This is a genomic window from Rhodoferax lacus (assembly GCF_003415675.1).
GTDB classification, from domain to species: Bacteria; Pseudomonadota; Gammaproteobacteria; order Burkholderiales; family Burkholderiaceae_C; genus Allorhodoferax; species Allorhodoferax lacus.
This window is the reverse complement of sequence record NZ_QFZK01000001.1, coordinates 505525-523986: the sequence shown is the minus strand read 5'-3', so window position 1 is coordinate 523986 and position 18462 is coordinate 505525. Positions and strand designations below refer to the sequence as shown.

16 protein-coding genes and 1 tRNA gene are annotated in these 18462 nt (G+C 59.1%); 16 read left to right on the top strand and 1 reads right to left on the bottom strand.

Annotation, left to right across the window (positions count from 1 at the left end):
- Nucleotides 1–42: 42 nt before the first annotated feature.
- From DIC66_RS02360 to DIC66_RS02285, 16 genes are all read left to right on the top strand, one after another.
- A complete protein-coding gene (locus DIC66_RS02360; RefSeq protein ID WP_117173630.1) occupies nt 43–1143 on the top strand; it encodes an ABC transporter ATP-binding protein in 1101 nt (366 codons plus the stop codon).
- Between the two features lie 8 nt (nt 1144–1151).
- The gene (locus DIC66_RS02355; RefSeq protein WP_117173628.1) at nt 1152–2075 is read left to right on the top strand and encodes an ABC transporter permease; all 924 of its coding nucleotides are present in this window, start codon (nt 1152–1154) and stop codon (nt 2073–2075) included.
- Nucleotides 2076–2085: 10 nt separating this feature from the next.
- The gene (locus DIC66_RS02350) at nt 2086–2943 is read left to right on the top strand and encodes an ABC transporter permease (RefSeq protein ID WP_117173626.1); all 858 of its coding nucleotides are present in this window, start codon (nt 2086–2088) and stop codon (nt 2941–2943) included.
- Between the two features lie 56 nt (nt 2944–2999).
- Entirely contained in the window at nt 3000–4469 is a 1470-nt protein-coding gene (locus tag DIC66_RS02345; protein ID WP_117173624.1) for an aldehyde dehydrogenase, read from the top strand.
- Nucleotides 4470–4542: 73 nt separating this feature from the next.
- Nucleotides 4543–5847, top strand: coding sequence for a 4-aminobutyrate--2-oxoglutarate transaminase (gene gabT / locus DIC66_RS02340; RefSeq protein WP_117173622.1), 1305 nt, complete (start codon nt 4543–4545; stop codon nt 5845–5847).
- A gap of 11 nt (nt 5848–5858) precedes the next feature.
- Nucleotides 5859–7190: a type III glutamate--ammonia ligase gene (gene glnT / locus DIC66_RS02335; RefSeq protein WP_117173620.1), complete on the top strand. Its 1332-nt coding sequence runs from the start codon at nt 5859–5861 to the stop codon at nt 7188–7190.
- Between the two features lie 282 nt (nt 7191–7472).
- Nucleotides 7473–8792: an isocitrate lyase gene (gene aceA, locus DIC66_RS02330; protein ID WP_117173618.1), complete on the top strand. Its 1320-nt coding sequence runs from the start codon at nt 7473–7475 to the stop codon at nt 8790–8792.
- Nucleotides 8793–8979: 187 nt separating this feature from the next.
- Nucleotides 8980–10887 carry a threonine--tRNA ligase gene (gene thrS / locus DIC66_RS02325; RefSeq protein WP_117173616.1) on the top strand — a complete coding sequence of 636 codons (1908 nt, stop codon included), beginning with the start codon at nt 8980–8982 and terminating at the stop codon, nt 10885–10887.
- Between the two features lie 92 nt (nt 10888–10979).
- Nucleotides 10980–11567: a translation initiation factor IF-3 gene (gene infC, locus DIC66_RS02320; protein WP_117173614.1), complete on the top strand. Its 588-nt coding sequence runs from the start codon at nt 10980–10982 to the stop codon at nt 11565–11567.
- Nucleotides 11568–11732: 165 nt separating this feature from the next.
- Nucleotides 11733–11936, top strand: a complete 204-nt coding sequence (gene rpmI, locus DIC66_RS02315; protein ID WP_094481090.1) for a 50S ribosomal protein L35 — start codon at nt 11733–11735, stop codon at nt 11934–11936.
- A gap of 25 nt (nt 11937–11961) precedes the next feature.
- On the top strand, nt 11962–12321 hold the full coding sequence (rplT, locus tag DIC66_RS02310) for a 50S ribosomal protein L20 (protein WP_117173612.1): 360 nt from the start codon (nt 11962–11964) through the stop codon (nt 12319–12321).
- 100 nt (nt 12322–12421) lie between these two features.
- Nucleotides 12422–13492 carry a phenylalanine--tRNA ligase subunit alpha gene (pheS, locus tag DIC66_RS02305; RefSeq protein WP_117173610.1) on the top strand — a complete coding sequence of 357 codons (1071 nt, stop codon included), beginning with the start codon at nt 12422–12424 and terminating at the stop codon, nt 13490–13492.
- Between the two features lie 80 nt (nt 13493–13572).
- Nucleotides 13573–16008, top strand: a complete 2436-nt coding sequence (gene pheT / locus DIC66_RS02300) for a phenylalanine--tRNA ligase subunit beta (protein WP_117173608.1) — start codon at nt 13573–13575, stop codon at nt 16006–16008.
- Between the two features lie 29 nt (nt 16009–16037).
- Nucleotides 16038–16376, top strand: a complete 339-nt coding sequence (locus DIC66_RS02295) for an integration host factor subunit alpha (RefSeq protein WP_117173606.1) — start codon at nt 16038–16040, stop codon at nt 16374–16376.
- 102 nt (nt 16377–16478) lie between these two features.
- On the top strand, nt 16479–16931 hold the full coding sequence (locus DIC66_RS02290; RefSeq protein ID WP_117173604.1) for a MerR family transcriptional regulator: 453 nt from the start codon (nt 16479–16481) through the stop codon (nt 16929–16931).
- 35 nt (nt 16932–16966) lie between these two features.
- Nucleotides 16967–17043 (top strand) — tRNA-Pro (locus DIC66_RS02285).
- 105 nt (nt 17044–17148) lie between these two features.
- Here DIC66_RS02285 and DIC66_RS02280 read toward each other — a convergent pair.
- Nucleotides 17149–18366: a hypothetical protein gene (locus DIC66_RS02280; protein ID WP_117173602.1), complete on the bottom strand. Its 1218-nt coding sequence runs from the start codon at nt 18364–18366 to the stop codon at nt 17149–17151.
- Nucleotides 18367–18462 lie beyond the last annotated feature (96 nt).

The window sequence follows — 18462 nt, the reverse complement described above, 5'->3', positions numbered from 1 at the left end:
GCCCTTTTTGTTGGTCCCCGAATCCCGAGAACGGAGCATCGCATGTCAGAACCCAGTAGCACCAATGACTACCTCGTAACGCAAAAGCTGGTGAAGCGCTTTGACGAGGCGGTGGCCGTTGATGAAGTCTCGCTGTCCGTTCGCAAGGGCGAGATATTCGCCTTGCTGGGCAGTTCGGGCTGCGGCAAGTCCACCTTGCTGCGCATGCTGGCCGGGTTTGAGTCTCCCACCTCGGGCAAGATTTTGCTGGGCGGACAGGATGTGGCCAAGTTCGCCCCCTACGACCGCCCCATGAACATGATGTTCCAGTCCTATGCGCTGTTTCCGCACCTGGACATCTGGGAGAACATTGCCTTTGGCCTCAAGCGCGAAGGCCTGCCCCGCGACGAGATCAAGCAGCGCGTGGGCGAAATGCTGGATCTGGTGCAACTCGGTGCCTTTGCCAAGCGCAAGCCCCACCAGCTCTCCGGCGGCCAACAGCAGCGCGTGGCGCTGGCCCGCAGCCTGGCCAAGCGGCCCAAGCTGCTGCTGCTTGACGAGCCCCTGGGCGCACTGGACAAGAAGCTGCGTGAGCAAACCCAGTTTGAGTTGGTCAACATCATTGAGAAAGTGGGCGTGACCTGCGTCATGGTGACCCATGACCAGGAAGAGGCGATGACCATGGCAGGGCGCATCGCCGTGATGAGCAAGGGCCGTGTGCTGCAGGTAGGCTCACCCGAAGAGGTGTACGAATACCCGGCCAACCGCTTCGTGGCGGATTTCATTGGCAACGTGAATTTGCTGGAAGGCACGCTTACGGTGGACCAGCCAGACCACTGTGCCATCACCACCAAGCTCGGCGTGATCGCAGTGGGCCATGGGGTGAGCGGCGCGCTCAACATGCCGGTGGCCGTGGCCATCCGCCCGGAAAAGATCGAGATCAGCAAGAACCGCCCGAATGTGGACGTGAATTTGTTCACCGGCCGCGTCAAGGAAATTGCCTACTTTGGCTCCTACAACACCTACATCGTGATTGCCAGCGATGGCAGCCGCATGAAGATCACCGAGGCCAACACCTCGCGCCAGGACGTGAGCAACATCACCTGGGAGGACGATGTGTTCTTCTGGTGGGGCACCCGCTCTGCGGTGGTGCTGCGTTCCTAGGAGGCACTATGCAATCCCTCTTCAAATGGGTACCCGGGCGCGGCTTTGTGATTGGCATGCCCTTTGGCTGGCTGCTGCTGTTTTTTCTGCTGCCGTTTTTCATCCTGCTCTACATCAGCTTTGTGGACATGGGCGGCGACATCCATCCCTTCAAGCCGATCTGGGACCACGAGACCGGTATCCTCAAGCTCAAGTACGAAAACTACACCTCCATCTTTCGTAATGAAGACGGCGGGGCCTTGTTCCAGACGCTGTATGTGGAGGCCTATCTGCGCTCCATCTGGTATGCGCTGTGCACTGCCTTTCTGTGCCTCTTCTTAGGCTACCCGTTCGCCTACTTCATCGCCCGCTCGGCACCCAGCGTGCGCCCGGCGCTGCTGATGATGGTGATGCTGCCGTTCTGGACCTCGTTTTTGCTGCGCGTCTATGCCTGGAAGGGCATCCTGGCTGACCAGGGCGTGGTCAACCAGATCCTGATGGCGTTGGGACTCACCAGCGAACCGCTGCAGATGCTCTACACCAATGTCTCCATGCTGGTGGGCATGACCTATGTGTACCTGCCCTTCATGGTGCTGCCGCTGTATGCCAACCTGGTGAAGATGGACTTCCGCCTGCTGGAGGCCGCCTATGACCTGGGTGCCAGCCCGTTCAAGGCCTTTTGGCTGGTGACGGTGCCGCTGTCCAAGGCCGGCATTATTGCGGGCTTCATGCTGGTGTTCATTCCCTGCGTAGGCGAGTTCGTGATTCCCTCGCTGTTGGGTGGTCCGGAAAACATCATGATTGGCCGCGTGGTGTGGGACGAGATGTTTGCCAGCAACAACTGGCCGCGGGCCAGTGCCCTGGCGGTGGCCATGATCGGTCTGATCATCGTGCCGCTGGCCATTTATTACCACTACACCGGCGACGCTGCGCCGCAAGAACCCAAGTCCTGAAGGAGCCGCCATGAAAATCTTTTTTGAAAAGCATTTTGGCAAGGCCTGGATGGCACTGGTGTACCTGTTTCTGTACATACCGCTGTTCTTCATGATGCTGTTCTCGTTCAACAGCACGCGCCAGGATGCCAACTTCACCGGCTTCTCCCTGCGCTGGTACGAAGCCCTGGGCAAGGACAGCAAGATTGTGGAGGGCTTCTGGCTGTCGCTGAAGGTGGCACTCGCCACCGGCTTGCTGTCTGCCGTGTTGGGCACCTTTGCGGCCTTTGTGCTGGTGCGATACCGGCGCTTTTTTGGGCGCACGGTGTTTTCCGGCATGGTCAATGCGCCCTTGGTCATGCCCGAGGTGGTGATTGGCCTGTCCTTACTGCTGCTGATGGTGGGCATCCAGAACGCCTTCGGTTGGCCCGAGCGCGGCTTGCTGACCATTGTGCTGGGCCACACCTTGCTGGGCATGGCCTATGCCATGGTGGTGATCCAGTCGCGTTTGCTGGAGGTGAACAAGTCCCTGGAAGAGGCGGCCATGGACTTGGGTGCCAGGCCATTCCAGGTGTTCTTTCTGGTCACGCTACCCAATATTGCGCAGGCGATTCTGGCGGCCTTCCTGTTGTCGTTCACGCTGTCGTTTGACGATGTGGTGATTTCCGAATTTTTGTCCGGGCCGGGTGTGAGCACCTTGCCGCAGGTTATTTTCGGCTACGCGCGGCGCGGCATCAACCCGACCATTTATGCAGCAGCCACGCTGCTGATCGTCACGGTGACGGTGGTGATTGTGGGTTACAGCATCTGGGTGGCGCGGCAAACACGACGCCGAGAGCGCGAAATTGCAGCGGCCATCCGCATGGAGACCGCAGTGCTCAAGGCCTGAGGCCGCTGCAAACAACCGGTCCGCTTCGTCGCGGGCCAAACCGCATTGGAACTGTGATGGATCATTTGAAATTCGACGGCCGCGCCCTGATCAACGGCAAACGCGTAGCGGCCCAGGACGGCCAGCTCTTCGATTGCATCTCACCGGTGGACGGGCGCGTGCTCACGCAAGTAGCGCGCTGCGGTTCGGCCGATATCGACGCGGCTGTTGCCGCAGGGCGCGTCGCCTTCGAGGACAAGCGCTGGTGCGGCATGGCACCCGCCCAGCGCAAGCGCGTGATGATCCGCTTTGCCGACCTGTTACAGCAGCACGGCGACGAGCTGGCCATGACCGAGACCCTGGACATGGGCAAGCCGGTGAAGTACGCACGCGGCGTGGATGTGAACAGCGCCTCCAACTGCATCCGCTGGTATGGCGAGGCTGTGGACAAGATTTACGACGAGATTGCACCTACGCCGTCTACGGCACTGGCCTTGATCACCCGCGAGCCGGTGGGTGTGGTGGGCGTCATCGTGCCCTGGAATTACCCCATGATCATGGCGGCCTGGAAGATTGCGCCGGCCCTGGCCAGCGGCAATTCGGTGGTGCTCAAGCCTAGCGAGAAGTCGCCGCTCACGGCTCTTCGCTTGGCTGATCTGGCGCTGGAGGCGGGCATTCCGGAAGGCGTGTTCAATGTGGTGACCGGCTATGGGCCCGAGGCAGGCTCACCCCTGGCCCTGCACATGGACGTGGACTGCATTGCCTTTACCGGCTCCACCCGCGTGGGCAAGCAAATCCATGTGATGGCCGGGCAGAGCAACCTCAAGCGCGCCTGGACCGAGCTTGGTGGCAAGTCGCCCAACATTGTGTTTGCCGACTGCCCGAACCTGGACCGGGCCGTTGAGGCTGCCATTGGCGGCATCTTCTTTAACCAGGGCGAGAGCTGCAACGCACCTTCGCGCCTCTTTGTGCAGGACAGCATCAAGGAGCGCTTTCTGGAAAAGGCCCTGGCCCTGGTGCCCGGCTATGCGCCTGCCAATCCCACGCTGCCGGGCACGGTGATGGGCGCCCTGGTGGACCAGATCCAGATGAAGTCGGTGCTGGGTTATATCGCCAGCGGCAAGGCTGAGGGCGCGCGACTGATTGCAGGCGGCGAACAGGTGATGCAAGACACTGGCGGCTGCTATGTGCAGCCCACCATTTTTGATGGCGTGAAACCCGAGATGAAAATATCGCGCGAAGAAATTTTTGGGCCGGTGCTCTCGGTGCTGAGTTTTACGGATGCGGCAGATGCCGTGCGCCAGGCCAATGACAGCATCTATGGCCTGCAGGCCGGTGTTTGGACCAGCGACCTCAACAAGGCGCACGGCGTGGCCCGCGCCCTGCGCGCAGGCACTGTGCACGTAAATCAGTATGACGAAGACGACATCACCGTGCCCTTTGGCGGTTTCAAGCAAAGCGGTGTCGGGCGCGACAAGTCGCTGCACGCCTTTGACAAATACACTGAGACCAAAACCACGTGGATTCGTATCGACAGCCCGGTTTGAAATCCCTGTTTGACCTGCGCGCTTTTGCGCCGCACACTTACCTTTTGATGCTTTTTCTCCTGGAGACTTCCCTATGAACGCTGCCCTGAAACCATCTGCCCTGACGAGCACCACATCGGCCGGCACCAATGCCGAATGGCATGCCCGCCGCCTGGCCGCAACACCGCGTGGCGTGGCCGTGATGGGGGACTTCTTCATTGACCACGCCAAGAATTCCGAGTTCTGGGACATCGAAGGGCGCCGCTTCATCGACTTTGCCGGCGGCATTGCCGTGCTCAACACCGGCCACGTGCACCCCAAGGTGCAGGCCGCCATCGCAGCCCAACTGCAGCGCTTCACGCACAGCTGCTACCAGGTCGTGCCCTATGCCGAATATGTGTCGCTGGCCGAGCGCATCAACGCCATCGTGCCGATCCAGGGTCCGGCCAAGACCGCCTTCTTCTCCACCGGCGCCGAGGCCGTGGAAAACGCCATCAAGATCGCCCGTTCGCACACCAAGCGCAGCGGCGTGATTGCCTTCAGCGCCGCCTTCCATGGCCGCAGCATGTTTGCCGTGGCCCTGACCGGTAAGGTGCAGCCCTACAAGGCCGGCTTTGGTCCGTTCCCGCCCGAGATCTACCATGCACCTTTCCCTTGCCATTGCGCGAGCCTGGATGACACCAAGCATGCCATCGAGCAGATTTTCAAATGCGATATCGAGCCTGCCCGCGTGGCTGCCATCATCTTCGAGCCGGTGCAAGGCGAGGGTGGTTTCAACCCGATCCAGGCCGAGGCTGTGAAATGGCTGCGCGAACTGTGTGACCAGCACGGCATCCTGCTGATTGCCGACGAGGTGCAGACCGGTTTTGCCCGCACCGGCAAGATGTTTGCCATGGAGCACTACGGCGTGTCGCCCGACTTGATCACCATGGCCAAGAGCATGGCCGGTGGTACGACCCTGTCCGCAGTTTCTGGCCGCGCCGATGTGATGGACGCGCCCAACCCCGGCGGACTGGGTGGCACCTATGCCGGCAACCCGTTGGCAGTGGCAGCAGCCCATGCGGTGCTGGATGTGATGGCCGAGGAAAAGTTGTGTGAGCGGGCGGCCCATCTGGGTGCTGTGCTCAAAGCCCGGTTGGAAGTGGCCAAGACCAAAAACAAGGCCATGGGCGACATCCGCGCCCTGGGTGCCATGGTGGCCTGCGAGTTTGTCAATCCGCAGACCGGCGCGCCTGATGCAGACCTGACCAAGCAGCTTCAGCAGGCTGCGCTTAAAAAGGGTCTGTTGCTGCTGACCTGTGGCGTTTACGGCAACGTGATCCGCTTCCTGTTCCCCTTGACCATCGAGGACAACGTGTTCGAAGAAGCGCTTCAGATTCTGGACCAGGTCTTCGCCTGATCGCACTGCCTATGCAAGCCTACCAGCCCACCATTGACCGCCTGAAATCGCAAGGCATTCACTCCGTACTCACCCAGTTTTGCGATATCCACGGCGTTGCCAAAGGCAAGCTGGTTCCGGTAGACAACCTGAAGGAATGGGTGGAGCAGGGCGCTGGTTTTGCCGGCCCCAGCATCTGGGGAACGGGTTTGCCGCGCTATGGCGCACGCAGCGAGTACTACGGCCGGGTGCAGCTCGATTCCCTGCAGGCGCTGCCCTTCATGCCGGGCATTGCCCATGCCGTGTGCGACGGCTATGCGGGTGGTGAGGCACTGTCTACTTGTTCACGCCAGATGCTCAAGTCAGTCTTGCAGCGCATCCAGGACAGGGGCTGGACGCTGTGGGTGGGCATTGAGCCCGAGTTCTTTTTGCTTAACAAGGGGCAGGACGGGCAATGGCAAGTGGCCGATGCAGCTGACCAACTGGACAAGCCTTCTTACGACTTGAAGGCCATCCACCGTAATGCGGCGTTTCTGGACGAGATGCGCCAGACGCTCACGCAGTTGGGCTTCGAACTGCAGCAAATCGACCATGAAGACGCCTGCGGCCAGTACGAAATCAATTACAAGTTTGACGATGCCCTTGCCGCCGCCGACCGCTACATGCTGTTCAAGATGACCGCCCATGTGGTGGCCGAGAAGCATGGCATGGTGTTCAGCTGCATGCCCAAGCCGGTAGCCACGGCACCTGGCAGTGGCTTGCATTTTCACCTGAGCATCACCGACGCACAGGGCCTCGCCATTTTTACCGACCCCCAAGGTGCCTTGGGCTTGAGCCAGCAGGGCCACCAGTTTGCTGCCGGCTTGCTTTATCACGCCGATGCCCTGAGCGCCCTGTGTGCGCCCACGGTCAACAGCTACAAGCGGCTGGCCAGCAGCAACAGCGCCTCGGGCACCACCTGGTCACCCGTCTGGAAGAGCTATGGAGACAACAACCGCACCTGCGTTGTCCGCACCGTGGCGGGCCGCATTGAGTGGCGTTTGCCCGATCCGTCGTGCAACGTGTATGCGGCCATTGCGGGAACGCTGGCTGCGGGGCTGTCGGGCATGGACCAGAAATTGGTACCTCCCGCGCCTTGCAACGAAGACCTGTACGAGCGCCGCGCCCAAGGGCTGGCCATGCCCGCACGTTTGCCAACAAACCTGGACGCGGCGGTGAACGCTCTCGAAGCCGACGTCACCCTGTGCCATGCCGTGGGCGATGACTTTTGCGCGGAGTTCATCAAGCTCAAGCGTGCGGAGTGGGATGCCTACAGCCTGCAGGTCAGCGACTGGGAGTTGCGGCGCTACGCCGACGCCTTCTAAGCAGGCCGCTGCCCAAGCGGTATTCTGTTTTATGCTGTGTTGCAGCATTTCACAATACGATAATTGATTGCTTTTGCTTGTCTCCTTGCTTTCCATAAAGCAGTGGTTTCATATCGTATTGCGAGATGGCGCATGTAAGTCATTGTTTTTTATAACAATAAATTTCAATCTTATATAAGACATAAGAGCGATTTCAGTCTTATATAAGACTTAGAATTCAGGCATGGCAAACGGGCTTGCACTGCATCCCGGCCACTGATTAACCAACCTAGGAGTGTTTACATGCCGAAATCTCTGACCGAACAACTCAGCCGCGAACAGCAAATCGCCGCCCTGGAAAAAGACTGGGCCACCAACCCCCGTTGGAAGGGCATCAAGCGCGGCTACACCGCCGCCGACGTGGTCCGCCTGCGCGGATCCTTCCAGGTGGAGCACACACTGGCCCGCCGCGGCGCTGAAAAGCTGTGGGACCTGGTGAACACCGAAGCCTATGTGAACTGCCTGGGTGCCCTGACCGGCGGCCAAGCCATGCAACAGGTCAAGGCCGGCGTGAAAGCCATCTACCTGTCGGGCTGGCAAGTCGCTGCCGACAACAATGAATATTCCGCCATGTACCCGGACCAGTCCCTGTACCCCGTGGACTCGGTGCCAAAGGTGGTGGAGCGCATCAACAACTCCTTCACCCGTGCCGATGAAATCCAGTGGTCCAAGGGTGTTGGCCCAGGCGATGCTGGCTATATCGACTACCACGCCCCCATCGTGGCCGATGCCGAAGCCGGCTTCGGTGGTGTGCTCAACGCCTACGAGTTGATGAAGGCCATGATCCGCGCTGGTGCTGGTGGCGTGCACTTCGAAGACCAACTGGCTTCCGTGAAGAAATGCGGTCACATGGGTGGCAAGGTGCTGGTCCCCACCACCGAAGCCTGCCAGAAGCTGATCGCTGCCCGTATGGCCGCTGACGTCTACGGCGTGCCCACCCTGGTGATTGCCCGTACCGACGCTGAAGCCGCTGACCTGTTGACCAGTGACTATGACGTGAACGACAAGCCCTTCCTCACCGGCGAGCGCACGGCAGAAGGCTTCTACAAGACCAAGAAGGGTCTGGACCAGGCCATCTCCCGCGCCGTGGCCTACGCCGAATACGCTGACCTGGTGTGGTGCGAAACCGGTACGCCCGATCTGGAGTTTGCCAAGAAGTTTGCCGACGCCGTGCACGCCAAACACCCCGGCAAGATGCTGGCCTACAACTGCTCGCCATCGTTCAACTGGAAGAAGAACCTCGACGACGCCACCATTGCCAAGTTCCAGAAGGAACTCGGCGCCATGGGCTACAAGTACCAGTTCATCACGCTGGCCGGCATTCACAACATGTGGTACCACATGTTCGACCTCGCACAAGACTACGTGAAGCGCGGCATGACCGCCTACGTGGAAAAGGTGCAAGAGCCCGAGTTCGCAGCCCGCGAGCGTGGCTACAGCTTTGTGTCGCACCAGCAGGAAGTTGGCACCGGTTACTTCGACGAAGTCACCACGGTAATCCAGGGCGGCAAGTCCAGCGTGACGGCACTGACCGGTTCTACCGAAGAAGAGCAGTTCCACTAAGCACGGTGTGAGTTGTTGAAGAGCCGGGCTTCTGAAAGGAGGCCCGGCTTTTTTAATGTGCCAAGGCATGCCCGCGGTGCACGTTTTTCGCCTTTCAGACTCCGGTTAAAATCCAACCACCCTAGAAAAGCGCGGACTGTTCCGCGCTTTTTACTTGGACAGAAGATTCTTTTTTCGCAGATACACCATGATCCAAATCACACTCCCCGACGGTTCCCAGCGCGAATTCCCCGGCCCGGTCACGGTCGCTGAAGTGGCCGCCTCTATCGGAGCAGGCTTGGCCAAAGCGGCACTGGCGGGCAAAGTGGACGGCAAAGTGGTGGACACCAGTTTTCAGATGACGGCCAACAGTGCTTTGTCCATCATCACCGCCAAGGATGCAGACGGGTTGGAAGTGATTCGCCACAGCACGGCCCACTTGCTGGCCTATGCGGTGAAAGAATTGTTCCCGGATGCCCAGGTCACCATCGGCCCGGTGATTGAGAACGGCTTCTTCTACGACTTCTCATACAAGCGCCCCTTCACACCCGATGACCTGACCGCCATCGAGAAGAAGATGACGGAGTTGGCAAACAAGGATGAGCCTGTGGTGCGCCGCGTGCTGCCACGCGATGAAGCGGTGGCGTATTTCAAGAGCCTGGGTGAGCACTACAAGGCCGAGATCATTGGCAGCATCCCCAGCAATGAGGACGTGTCGCTGTACCGCGAAGGCAAGTTTGAAGACCTGTGCCGCGGCCCCCACGTGCCCAGCACCGGCAAGCTCAAGCACTTCAAGCTGATGAAGCTGGCCGGCGCCTACTGGCGTGGCGACCACAAAAACGAAATGCTGCAGCGTATCTATGGCACGGCCTGGGCCACCAAGGACGACTTGCAGCAGCACCTCACCATGTTGGAAGAGGCCGAGAAGCGTGACCACCGCAAGCTGGGGCGCGAGTTGGACCTGTTCCACATTGACGAATATGCACCGGGCACCGTGTTCTGGCACCCCAAGGGCTGGACGCTGTGGCAAGGCGTGGAGCAGTACATGCGCCACGTGTACCAGGACAATGGCTACCAGGAGGTGAAAGGCCCACAGCTCTTGGACAAGAGCCTGTGGGAGAAAACCGGCCATTGGGACAAGTACCGCGAAAACATGTTCATCACCGAGTCCGAAAAGCGCGACTACGCCTTGAAGCCGATGAACTGCCCAGGCCACATCCTGATCTTCAAGCAAGGCATCAAGAGCTACCGTGATTTGCCACTGCGCTTTGGCGAGTTCGGCAACTGCCACCGCAATGAGCCTTCGGGTGGTCTGCACGGCATCATGCGCGTGCGTGGTTTCACGCAGGATGATGGCCACATCTTCTGTACCGAAGAGCAGATTCAGGAAGAAGTCAAAGCTTTTACCACCTTGCTGCAAAAAGTCTACAAGGACTTTGGCTTTACCAACATCATCTACAAGTTGTCGACCCGTCCGGAAAAACGCATTGGTACCGAAGAAAGCTGGGACCGCGCTGAAAAGGCACTGGCCGACGGCTTGCGCGCCTCGGGCTGCGATTTTGAATACCTGCCCGGCGAGGGCGCGTTTTATGGCCCCAAGATCGAGTACACGCTCAAGGACGCCTTGGGACGCCCATGGCAGTGCGGCACGATACAGGTTGACCCCAACCTGCCCGAGCGCCTGGATGCCGAATATGTGGGTGAAGACGGTGCACGTCACCGCCCCGTCATGCTGCACCGGGCTATCGTTGGCAGCCTGGAGCGTTTCATTGGAATTCTGATCGAGGAAAGCGCAGGAGCCCTGCCGGCTTGGCTGGCTCCGGTGCAGATCGCGGTGCTCAATATCACTGATGCACAGGCCGAATATTGCAAAACCGTAGCAAAGACGCTGCAAAATCAAGGGTTCCGGGTCAAATTAGATCTACGCAACGAGAAGATTACGCTTAAAATACGCGAGCATTCGATGCAGAAGCTGCCGTATTTGCTTGTCATAGGTGACAAGGAGATGGCAGCAGGCGCTGTTGCAGTGCGCGCCCGGGGTGGACAAGACCTCGGAGCAATGTCTCTTGAAGCCTTTGTGCAAAAAATCTCGGCTGACATTGCAAGCAAATCATAGGTCTGTGGTTGTTTCCAAAGATGTCGGTTTGCCCGCGTGCGTTGTGCGGCATCAGCCACGTTTTTGTGGCACCAACAGAACAGGATTGAGCCATCGCTACTGAATTTCGTGACCGCCGTCAGCGTGAAGAACGCAAGCACCGCCTGAACCGTGAAATCATGGCCCCTGAGGTTCGCCTCACCGGGGTCGAGAACGAGCCTTTGGGCGTTGTGAGTCTGATGGAAGCCCTGCGCATGGCAGGCGAATTGGACGTTGATCTGGTTGAAATATCTGCCACGGCGAATCCGCCGGTCTGTCGCTTGATGGATTACGGCAAGTTCAAGTACCAGGAACAGAAGAAGGCTGCGGAAGCGAAGTCCAAGCAAAAGGTTATCGAGGTCAAGGAAATCAAGTTCCGGCCTGGTACCGACGATGGCGACTACAACATCAAACTGCGCAATATCCGGCGCTTTTTGGATGATGGTGACAAGTGCAAGATTACCTTGCGCTTCCGGGGTCGCGAGATCACCCACCAGGAAATTGGATTGGCTTTGTTGCAGCGTATGCGCGACGAGTTGGGTGACTCCATCTTGGTGGAACAGTTCCCCAAGCTGGAAGGTCGCCAGATGGTCATGATGATTGCACCGGGCCGTAAGAAGCCAGGTGGTGCACAGAAGCCCGTAGCAGAAACTGCGGCGTAATTTTTTTCAACCGGTTTGGTCGCCGGTTGAAATCAAGTGGCGAGTCTCATAGCTCGCCACAAAAGTGGTGGGTTTTATTACTCGCCACAAAAGTGGCTCGGGGCCAACAAGGCTGGAAGTTTTTTTCCGGACGCCTCACGAGCACAAGATAGAAGGAGCATCAACATGCCCAAAATGAAGACCAAGAGCGCGGCGAAAAAACGCTTTCGCGTTCGTCCCGGTGGAACCGTTAAACGCGGCCAAGCCTTCAAGCGTCACATTCTGACCAAGAAGACCACCAAAAATAAACGCCACCTGCGCGGATCCACTGGAGTTCATGAGACCAATATGGGTCACATGGCACAGATGCTCCCCGGCCGTGGTATTTAATTAACGACGAACAAGGAGTAACTACATGCCTCGCGTCAAACGTGGTGTAACGGCTCGCGCCCGCCACAAAAAAGTTCTGGCCCTTGCAAAGGGTTTCCGCGGTCGCCGCGGTAATGTCTTCCGCGTCGCCAAAGAAGCGGTAATGAAGGCTGGGCAATATGCCTACCGCGACCGTCGTACCAAAAAACGTGTGTTCCGCCAGTTGTGGATTGCCCGTATCAATGCGGCTGCTCGTCAGTGCGGCATGACATACAGCCAATTCGCCAACGGTCTGAAGAAGGCAAACATCGAGATCGACCGCAAGGTTCTGTCTGATATCGCCATTCATGACATGGCTGCTTTTGCAAGCATCGTGGAGCAGGTCAAGGCCAAGCTGGCTGCTTGATTCACGGCTGGGCGCTAACGCGCTTGGCACACGAAGTAAGGGCTAGAGCTTGAAAAGGCACTAGCCCTTTTTCAATTGAACCGAATACCAAGAAGACCGTATGAACGAGTTGAACGCCATCGTCGAATCCGCCCATTCCGCGTTTGCACAAGCTGCAACGCCTGCCGATCTGGAAAACGCCAAGGCCTTGTACCTGGGCAAGTCCGGCCGTATCACCGAGCTGATGAAGGGCATGGCCGCCCTGAGCGTGGACGAGAAGAAGGCGCACGGTGCCGCCATCAACCTGGCCAAGCAGGCCATTGAAGCCGCACTGACAGCGCGCCGCCAGGGCCTGGCAGATGCCGAACTGCAGTTGCAACTCCAGGCCGAAGCGCTGGACGTGACCTTGCCGGGCCGACAGGGCGGGCAGGGCGGTTTGCACCCGGTGTCGCTCACACTGGAGCGCATTGAGGCGATCTTTGGCTCCATGGGTTTCGATGTTGCCCAGGGCCCCGAGATCGAGTCCGACTGGTTCAACTTCACTGCACTGAATACGCCGGAAGACCATCCTGCGCGTTCCATGCACGATACCTTTTATGTGGAAGGCGGCTCGGAAGCCGCCCCCAACCTGCTGCGCACCCACACCAGCCCCATGCAGATCCGCTACGCGGTGCAGCACGTCAAGGCACACCGCGCGCTGGTGGGCGCCTCGGCAGACGGCCTCTTCAGCGGTGACATGCCCGAGATTCGCGTGATCGCACCGGGCCGTACCTACCGCGTGGACAGCGATGCGACGCACTCCCCCATGTTCCACCAGTGCGAAGGCCTGTGGGTGGGCGAGAACGTGAGCTTCAAGGACCTGAAATTTGTCTTCACCGATTTCTGCCGCACCTTCTTTGAGAGCGATGACCTGGTGCTGCGCTTTCGCCCCAGTTTCTTCCCCTTTACAGAGCCCAGCGCCGAGATCGACATCCAGTTCCAGAGCGGTCCCTTGTCGGGCCGCTGGCTGGAGGTGGCAGGTTCCGGCCAGGTGCATCCGAATGTGATTCGCAACATGGGGCTGGACTCGGAGAAGTTCATCGGCTTTGCCTTTGGCATGGGCCCGGACCGCCTCACCATGCTGCGCTATGGCGTGAATGACCTGCGCCTCTTTTTTGATGGCGACGTGCGCTTCCTGTCGCAGTTTCAGTAGCCCCCTGAGCCGCTGCGCGGCGTCCCTGGTTGCAGGCATTGCTGGCCTGACATGTTTTTGATTTTGGTTGAGATTTTTTTATGCAATTTTCTGAATCCTGGCTACGCACTTTCTGCAACCCCGCAATCGGCACGGCAGAGCTCGCTGAAACCCTGACCATGGCTGGACTTGAGGTGGAAGAACTCAAGCCCGTGGCACCTCCCTTCACGCACATCGTGGTGGGTGAAATCCGGCAAGCCGAGCAGCACCCCAATGCCGACCGCCTGCGCGTCTGCAAGGTGGATGTGGGCCAGGCCGAGTTGCTGAATATTGTGTGCGGCGCACCCAATGCCCGCGTAGGCATTCGTGTGCCCTGCGCCCTGGTGGGCGCAGAGCTGCCACCGGGTGAAGACGGCAAGCCCTTCCTGATCAAGGTGGGCAAGCTGCGCGGCGTGGAGAGCCAGGGCATGCTGTGCTCCGCCCGCGAGCTCAAGCTGTCCGAGGACCACGGCGGCCTGCTGGAGCTAGCCCTGGATGCACCCTTGGGACAAAACATCCGCGAACACCTGGACCTGGATGACACCCTGTTCACCCTGAAGCTCACGCCTAATCTGGCGCATTGCCTGAGTGTCTATGGCGTGGCGCGCGAAGTCTCGGCGCTGACCGGGGCACCACTGCTGGCACCGGCATTCCCCGCAGTGGCTGTGGGCAACAGCGACAGCGTGAAGGTCACCGTCAGTGCGACCGATCTGTGTGGCCGCTTCTCAGGGCGCGTGGTGCGCAACCTCAACACCCGGGCCCAGACGCCACAGTGGATGGTGGACCGCCTGGCGCGTTGTGGTCAGCGCAGCGTTACCGCGTTGGTCGACATCTCCAACTACGTGATGTTCGAGCTGGGCCGTCCCAGCCACATCTTTGATCTGGAAAAGATCCACGGCGGGCTTGATGTGCGCTGGGGCAAGGCCGGTGAAGAACTCAAGCTGCTCAATGGCAACACGGTCACCGTGGATGACAAGGTGGGTGTCATTGCCGACGACGTGCAAGTGGAGTCGTTGGCCGGCATCATGGGCGGTGACGCCACGGCCGTGTCCGACGATACGCAGCATGTCTATGTAGAGGCTGCCTTCTGGTGGCCCAAGGCCATTGCCGGGCGTTCGCGCCGATTCAACTTCTCTACCGATGCCGGTCACCGTTTTGAGCGCGGTGTGGACCCGGAACTGACCGTGGAGCACATCGAGCGCATCACGCAGCTGATCATCGACATTTGCGGCACGCCTGACACCACGTGCGGCCCGATTGACGACCAAAAGCCCAACATGCCCGTGGCGGCACCCGTCACCCTGCGTGTGGCCCGTGCCGCAAAGATCATCGGCATGCCCCTGAGCCAGGCGCAATGTGCCGACGCACTCAAGCGCTTGGGCTTGTCCCTGACCGAAGAAGAAGGCCTGATCACCGTTGCACCGCCTTCCTACCGTTTCGACCTGCAGATCGAGGAAGACCTGATCGAAGAGGTGGCGCGCATGGTGGGTTACAACAACCTGCCCGACACGCCGCCGCTGGCCCCCATTACCGCCCGCATCCGCCCGGAAGCGCAGCGCAGTGCCTTCGCCGTGCGCCGCGCGCTGGCCGCACTGGCTTACCAGGAAACCATCAACTTCAGCTTTGTGGAAGAGCGTTGGGAAAACGAGCTGGCGGGCAACCCCAACCCCATCAAGCTGCTCAACCCGATTGCCAGCCAGATGAGCGTCATGCGCTCCTCGCTCCTGGGCTCGCTGCTGCAGGTGCTGAAGTTCAACCAGGCGCGCAAGGCCACGCGTGTGCGCGTGTTCGAGCTGGGCCGCGTATTTCTGCGTGATGCTTCTGTCAAGAGTACCGATGCCACCGTGGAAGGCTTTGACCAGCCCATGCGTGTGGCCGGACTGGCCAGCGGCAGCGAGCATCCGCTGCAGTGGGGTGTGAAAGACGCCCCGGTAGATTTCTATAGCGTCAAGGGCGATGTGGAAACCCTGCTGGCACCCTTGGCCCCTGAGTTCAAACCCGGTACGCACCCAGCCATGCACCCGGGCCGCTGCGCCTCGGTCTGGCTGGACGGCAAGTGCATTGGCTACGTGGGCGAACTGCATCCCAAGTGGCGCCAGTCCTACGAGTTGCCCACAGCACCTCTGTTGTTTGAACTGGATCTGGAGCCGGTGCTGGCACGCCGCGTGCCCGTCTTCAAGCCCGTGGCCAAGATTCAGGCGGTGCAGCGGGATGTGGCCGTCGTGGTGGCAGACAGCGTGACCCACGCAGCCCTGATGGCCGCCATTTGGGCCGCACCGACTGCGGGCTTGCTGCGCGATGCGCAACTGTTCGATGTCTACCGCCCCAAGTTCGCCAAGGATGCCGTGGTGGCCGAGGGTGCTGGCGACCGCAGCCTGGCCGTGCGCCTCACGCTCAACAGCGATGAAGCCAGTTTGACTGAAGAGCAGATTGAATCCACAGTGAAGGCCGTGGTCGATCAACTGAGCCAAACACTGGATGCGCGCCAGCGCGTCTAAACTACGCCACAACAAAGAAGCGAGACACCATGGATTTTTCCGTCGAAAGCCTGGAGACACCGGCGCTGACCAAGGCGCAGTTGGCTGATTTGCTGTTTGAGCAAATCGGTCTCAACAAACGCGAGTCCAAAGACATGATCGACGCTTTCTTTGACCTGATTTCCGGCAGCCTGGTCGAAGGCACGGACGTCAAGATATCCGGCTTTGGCAACTTCCAGATTCGTACCAAGGCACCCCGCCCGGGGCGCAACCCGCGCACGGGTGAGGCCATACCGATACAGGCGCGCCGGGTGGTGACCTTCCATGCCAGCCACAAGCTCAAAGAACAGATTCAGGAAGACAGCAACAAGCCTTCAGTGTCTGTTTAAGTCGAAGCGCACACTTTATTTGGTAAGTGCGTAATAAGCCCTTTGCGTCCGGGCTAAAGTTAGAGTAACCTCTGCGCTTTAGCACGTATCGCATTGATTTCAATGGAGAAAACTCTCCCTCCCATTCCCGCAAAACGCTATTTCACCATCGGTGAAGTAGGAGATTTGTGCGGCGTAAAACCACACGTGCTACGTTATTGGGAGCAGGAGTTCACGCAACTGCGCCCGATGAAGCGCAGAGGCAACCGGCGCTATTACCAGCACCATGAAGTGTTGATGATTCGCCGCATACGTGATCTGCTGTATGACCAAGGCTTCACCATCAGCGGTGCGCGCAACAAGATGCAGGAGCTCCTGCAAACCGAGCGTGACAAGAAGCGCAACGGCGAAGTCATGCTGGAGGGTGTCGAGGTGATTGAGCTCGACGCAGATGATCTGGATGACATGGATTCCCTGCTGCCTGGTGACCCATTTGACGAAACAGCGGTGCCCCTGTTGCAACTCCGCCGTGAACTGTTTGAAATTCGTGAACTATTGGCTTTCGCTGATCAATAACGGTCTCTTTTTCACGCTATAATTCGAGGCTTGATCGGTGTGTGGCGCAGCCTGGTAGCGCACTTGCATGGGGTGCAAGGGGTCGAAGGTTCGAATCCTTTCACACCGACCATTTGAAATAGTTAAGCCTCTGAGTAGAAATGCTCAGAGGCTTTTTTCATGTGCGTTTGCAATGCCCCAAAGGCATTGCAAACCATGCATATTTCGGAAGGCCGTTTTACCGAGCCTGGACCTTTTGATTCGCGGCGCCGGCCTGACCCATCAACTGGTCAAAAGAGGCGTCATCCATATCGACCATATCAACGTCAATGCCCTGTTGTTCGTTGGGCACGTCCTTAGAGCCAGGCACGCGCTTGCCAGCAGCCATCGCATTATTTCCAGCAGTTGCCTCAGAGGCATGCAACTCAGACTGGTCCCAGCCGGGATGCCTGTTGCGACGTGTCAAGAGGTAGGCCAATGCACCCAGGCACAAAACGACCAGAGCGCCCAAACCATAGACGATGGCCACGGGCACGCGATCAGACTCGGCTTTTTCCAGGCGTTCACGCATGGCCAACAGACTGGCTTCATTCTTCACGGCTTGATCCAGCAAGGTCTTCAAGTCGTTCTGCAGCAATTGCATTTTCTGGCCATCACGAGCGACATCTTCCTGCGTGGTAGTTCCCGTGGTGGTGGACTCCAGCGTCTTCACGCGTTCATTCAAGGTTTCGATCGGGTCCAGGCGCAAACGTGGCTTTCCCTGCGCCACAGGCTTTGCACTGTCAACAGGCGCGGCAGCCTTGGCTGGGCTCTCTTTTTTAGGGGCTGCTTCCTTGGCAGTTTCTTTTACCGTCTGTTTGATTGCTTCCCCGTTGGTTTCCTTGGGGGCGGTTTGTTCCCTCTGTGCTTCCTTAGGAGGGGGCGCAGTGGGTTTGCTTGCCTTGGCAATGGCTTTCGGCGTGGTCGACGCAGAAGAATTGTTTGGTGCGGCAGCGTTGGTCGCCGCAGGGGCCTCCAATGGGATGACCAGTGGAACTTGCGCGACTGCCGGGGCCGCGGTGCGGCTTAGCGGAGCAGCGGTGTCACTGGGAAAGTCGGCCAGCAACACATATTTACGGGATGACTTTTGGCTGCAGCCTGCTCGCAAATAGACCGTTACGACTGGCTCGTCAATCAGTGAGGTTGAACTGATCTTCAGGTTGAAAGTGTCAGGCTGGTCGGTTGGAAGCACCACAACCTGCACGCGGCCCGCGTCCTGTCGGCTGTCACCGTGGAATACATCGGCCTCGGCACACAGTGCACCATCTGCCTGCCCGGGATCTACCTGAACAGGCACCATCAGTTCCAGAGGCTGGCCTATCCACGCTGCGCCTCTCGCCCTCCCCAGAGTCAGTGCAGCACTGGCCAGTGTGGTGCTGGCCAATACAAATCCCAGAGTGACCGCTTTGAATCTCATACCCGCCTCATGTATTTTTTTACATTTTCGCATGCGCACTGTGTATGCGACACCACATTGCGACGGAGTAGGGCTGGATTTGCCCTCTATGCAACA

Coding starts and splice junctions, on each gene's coding strand:
- rplT (WP_117173612.1), top strand. CDS start 11,962: ATGCCTCGCGTCAAACGTGGTGTAACGGCTCGCGCCCGCCACAAAAAA.
- rpmI (WP_094481090.1), top strand. CDS start 11,733: ATGCCCAAAATGAAGACCAAGAGCGCGGCGAAAAAACGCTTTCGCGTT.
- gabT (WP_117173622.1), top strand. CDS start 4,543: ATGAACGCTGCCCTGAAACCATCTGCCCTGACGAGCACCACATCGGCC.
- DIC66_RS02290 (WP_117173604.1), top strand. CDS start 16,479: ATGGAGAAAACTCTCCCTCCCATTCCCGCAAAACGCTATTTCACCATC.
- DIC66_RS02345 (WP_117173624.1), top strand. CDS start 3,000: ATGGATCATTTGAAATTCGACGGCCGCGCCCTGATCAACGGCAAACGC.
- DIC66_RS02350 (WP_117173626.1), top strand. CDS start 2,086: ATGAAAATCTTTTTTGAAAAGCATTTTGGCAAGGCCTGGATGGCACTG.
- pheS (WP_117173610.1), top strand. CDS start 12,422: ATGAACGAGTTGAACGCCATCGTCGAATCCGCCCATTCCGCGTTTGCA.
- DIC66_RS02295 (WP_117173606.1), top strand. CDS start 16,038: ATGGATTTTTCCGTCGAAAGCCTGGAGACACCGGCGCTGACCAAGGCG.
- pheT (WP_117173608.1), top strand. CDS start 13,573: ATGCAATTTTCTGAATCCTGGCTACGCACTTTCTGCAACCCCGCAATC.
- DIC66_RS02280 (WP_117173602.1), bottom strand. CDS start 18,366: ATGAGATTCAAAGCGGTCACTCTGGGATTTGTATTGGCCAGCACCACA.
- DIC66_RS02355 (WP_117173628.1), top strand. CDS start 1,152: ATGCAATCCCTCTTCAAATGGGTACCCGGGCGCGGCTTTGTGATTGGC.
- DIC66_RS02360 (WP_117173630.1), top strand. CDS start 43: ATGTCAGAACCCAGTAGCACCAATGACTACCTCGTAACGCAAAAGCTG.
- glnT (WP_117173620.1), top strand. CDS start 5,859: ATGCAAGCCTACCAGCCCACCATTGACCGCCTGAAATCGCAAGGCATT.
- aceA (WP_117173618.1), top strand. CDS start 7,473: ATGCCGAAATCTCTGACCGAACAACTCAGCCGCGAACAGCAAATCGCC.
- thrS (WP_117173616.1), top strand. CDS start 8,980: ATGATCCAAATCACACTCCCCGACGGTTCCCAGCGCGAATTCCCCGGC.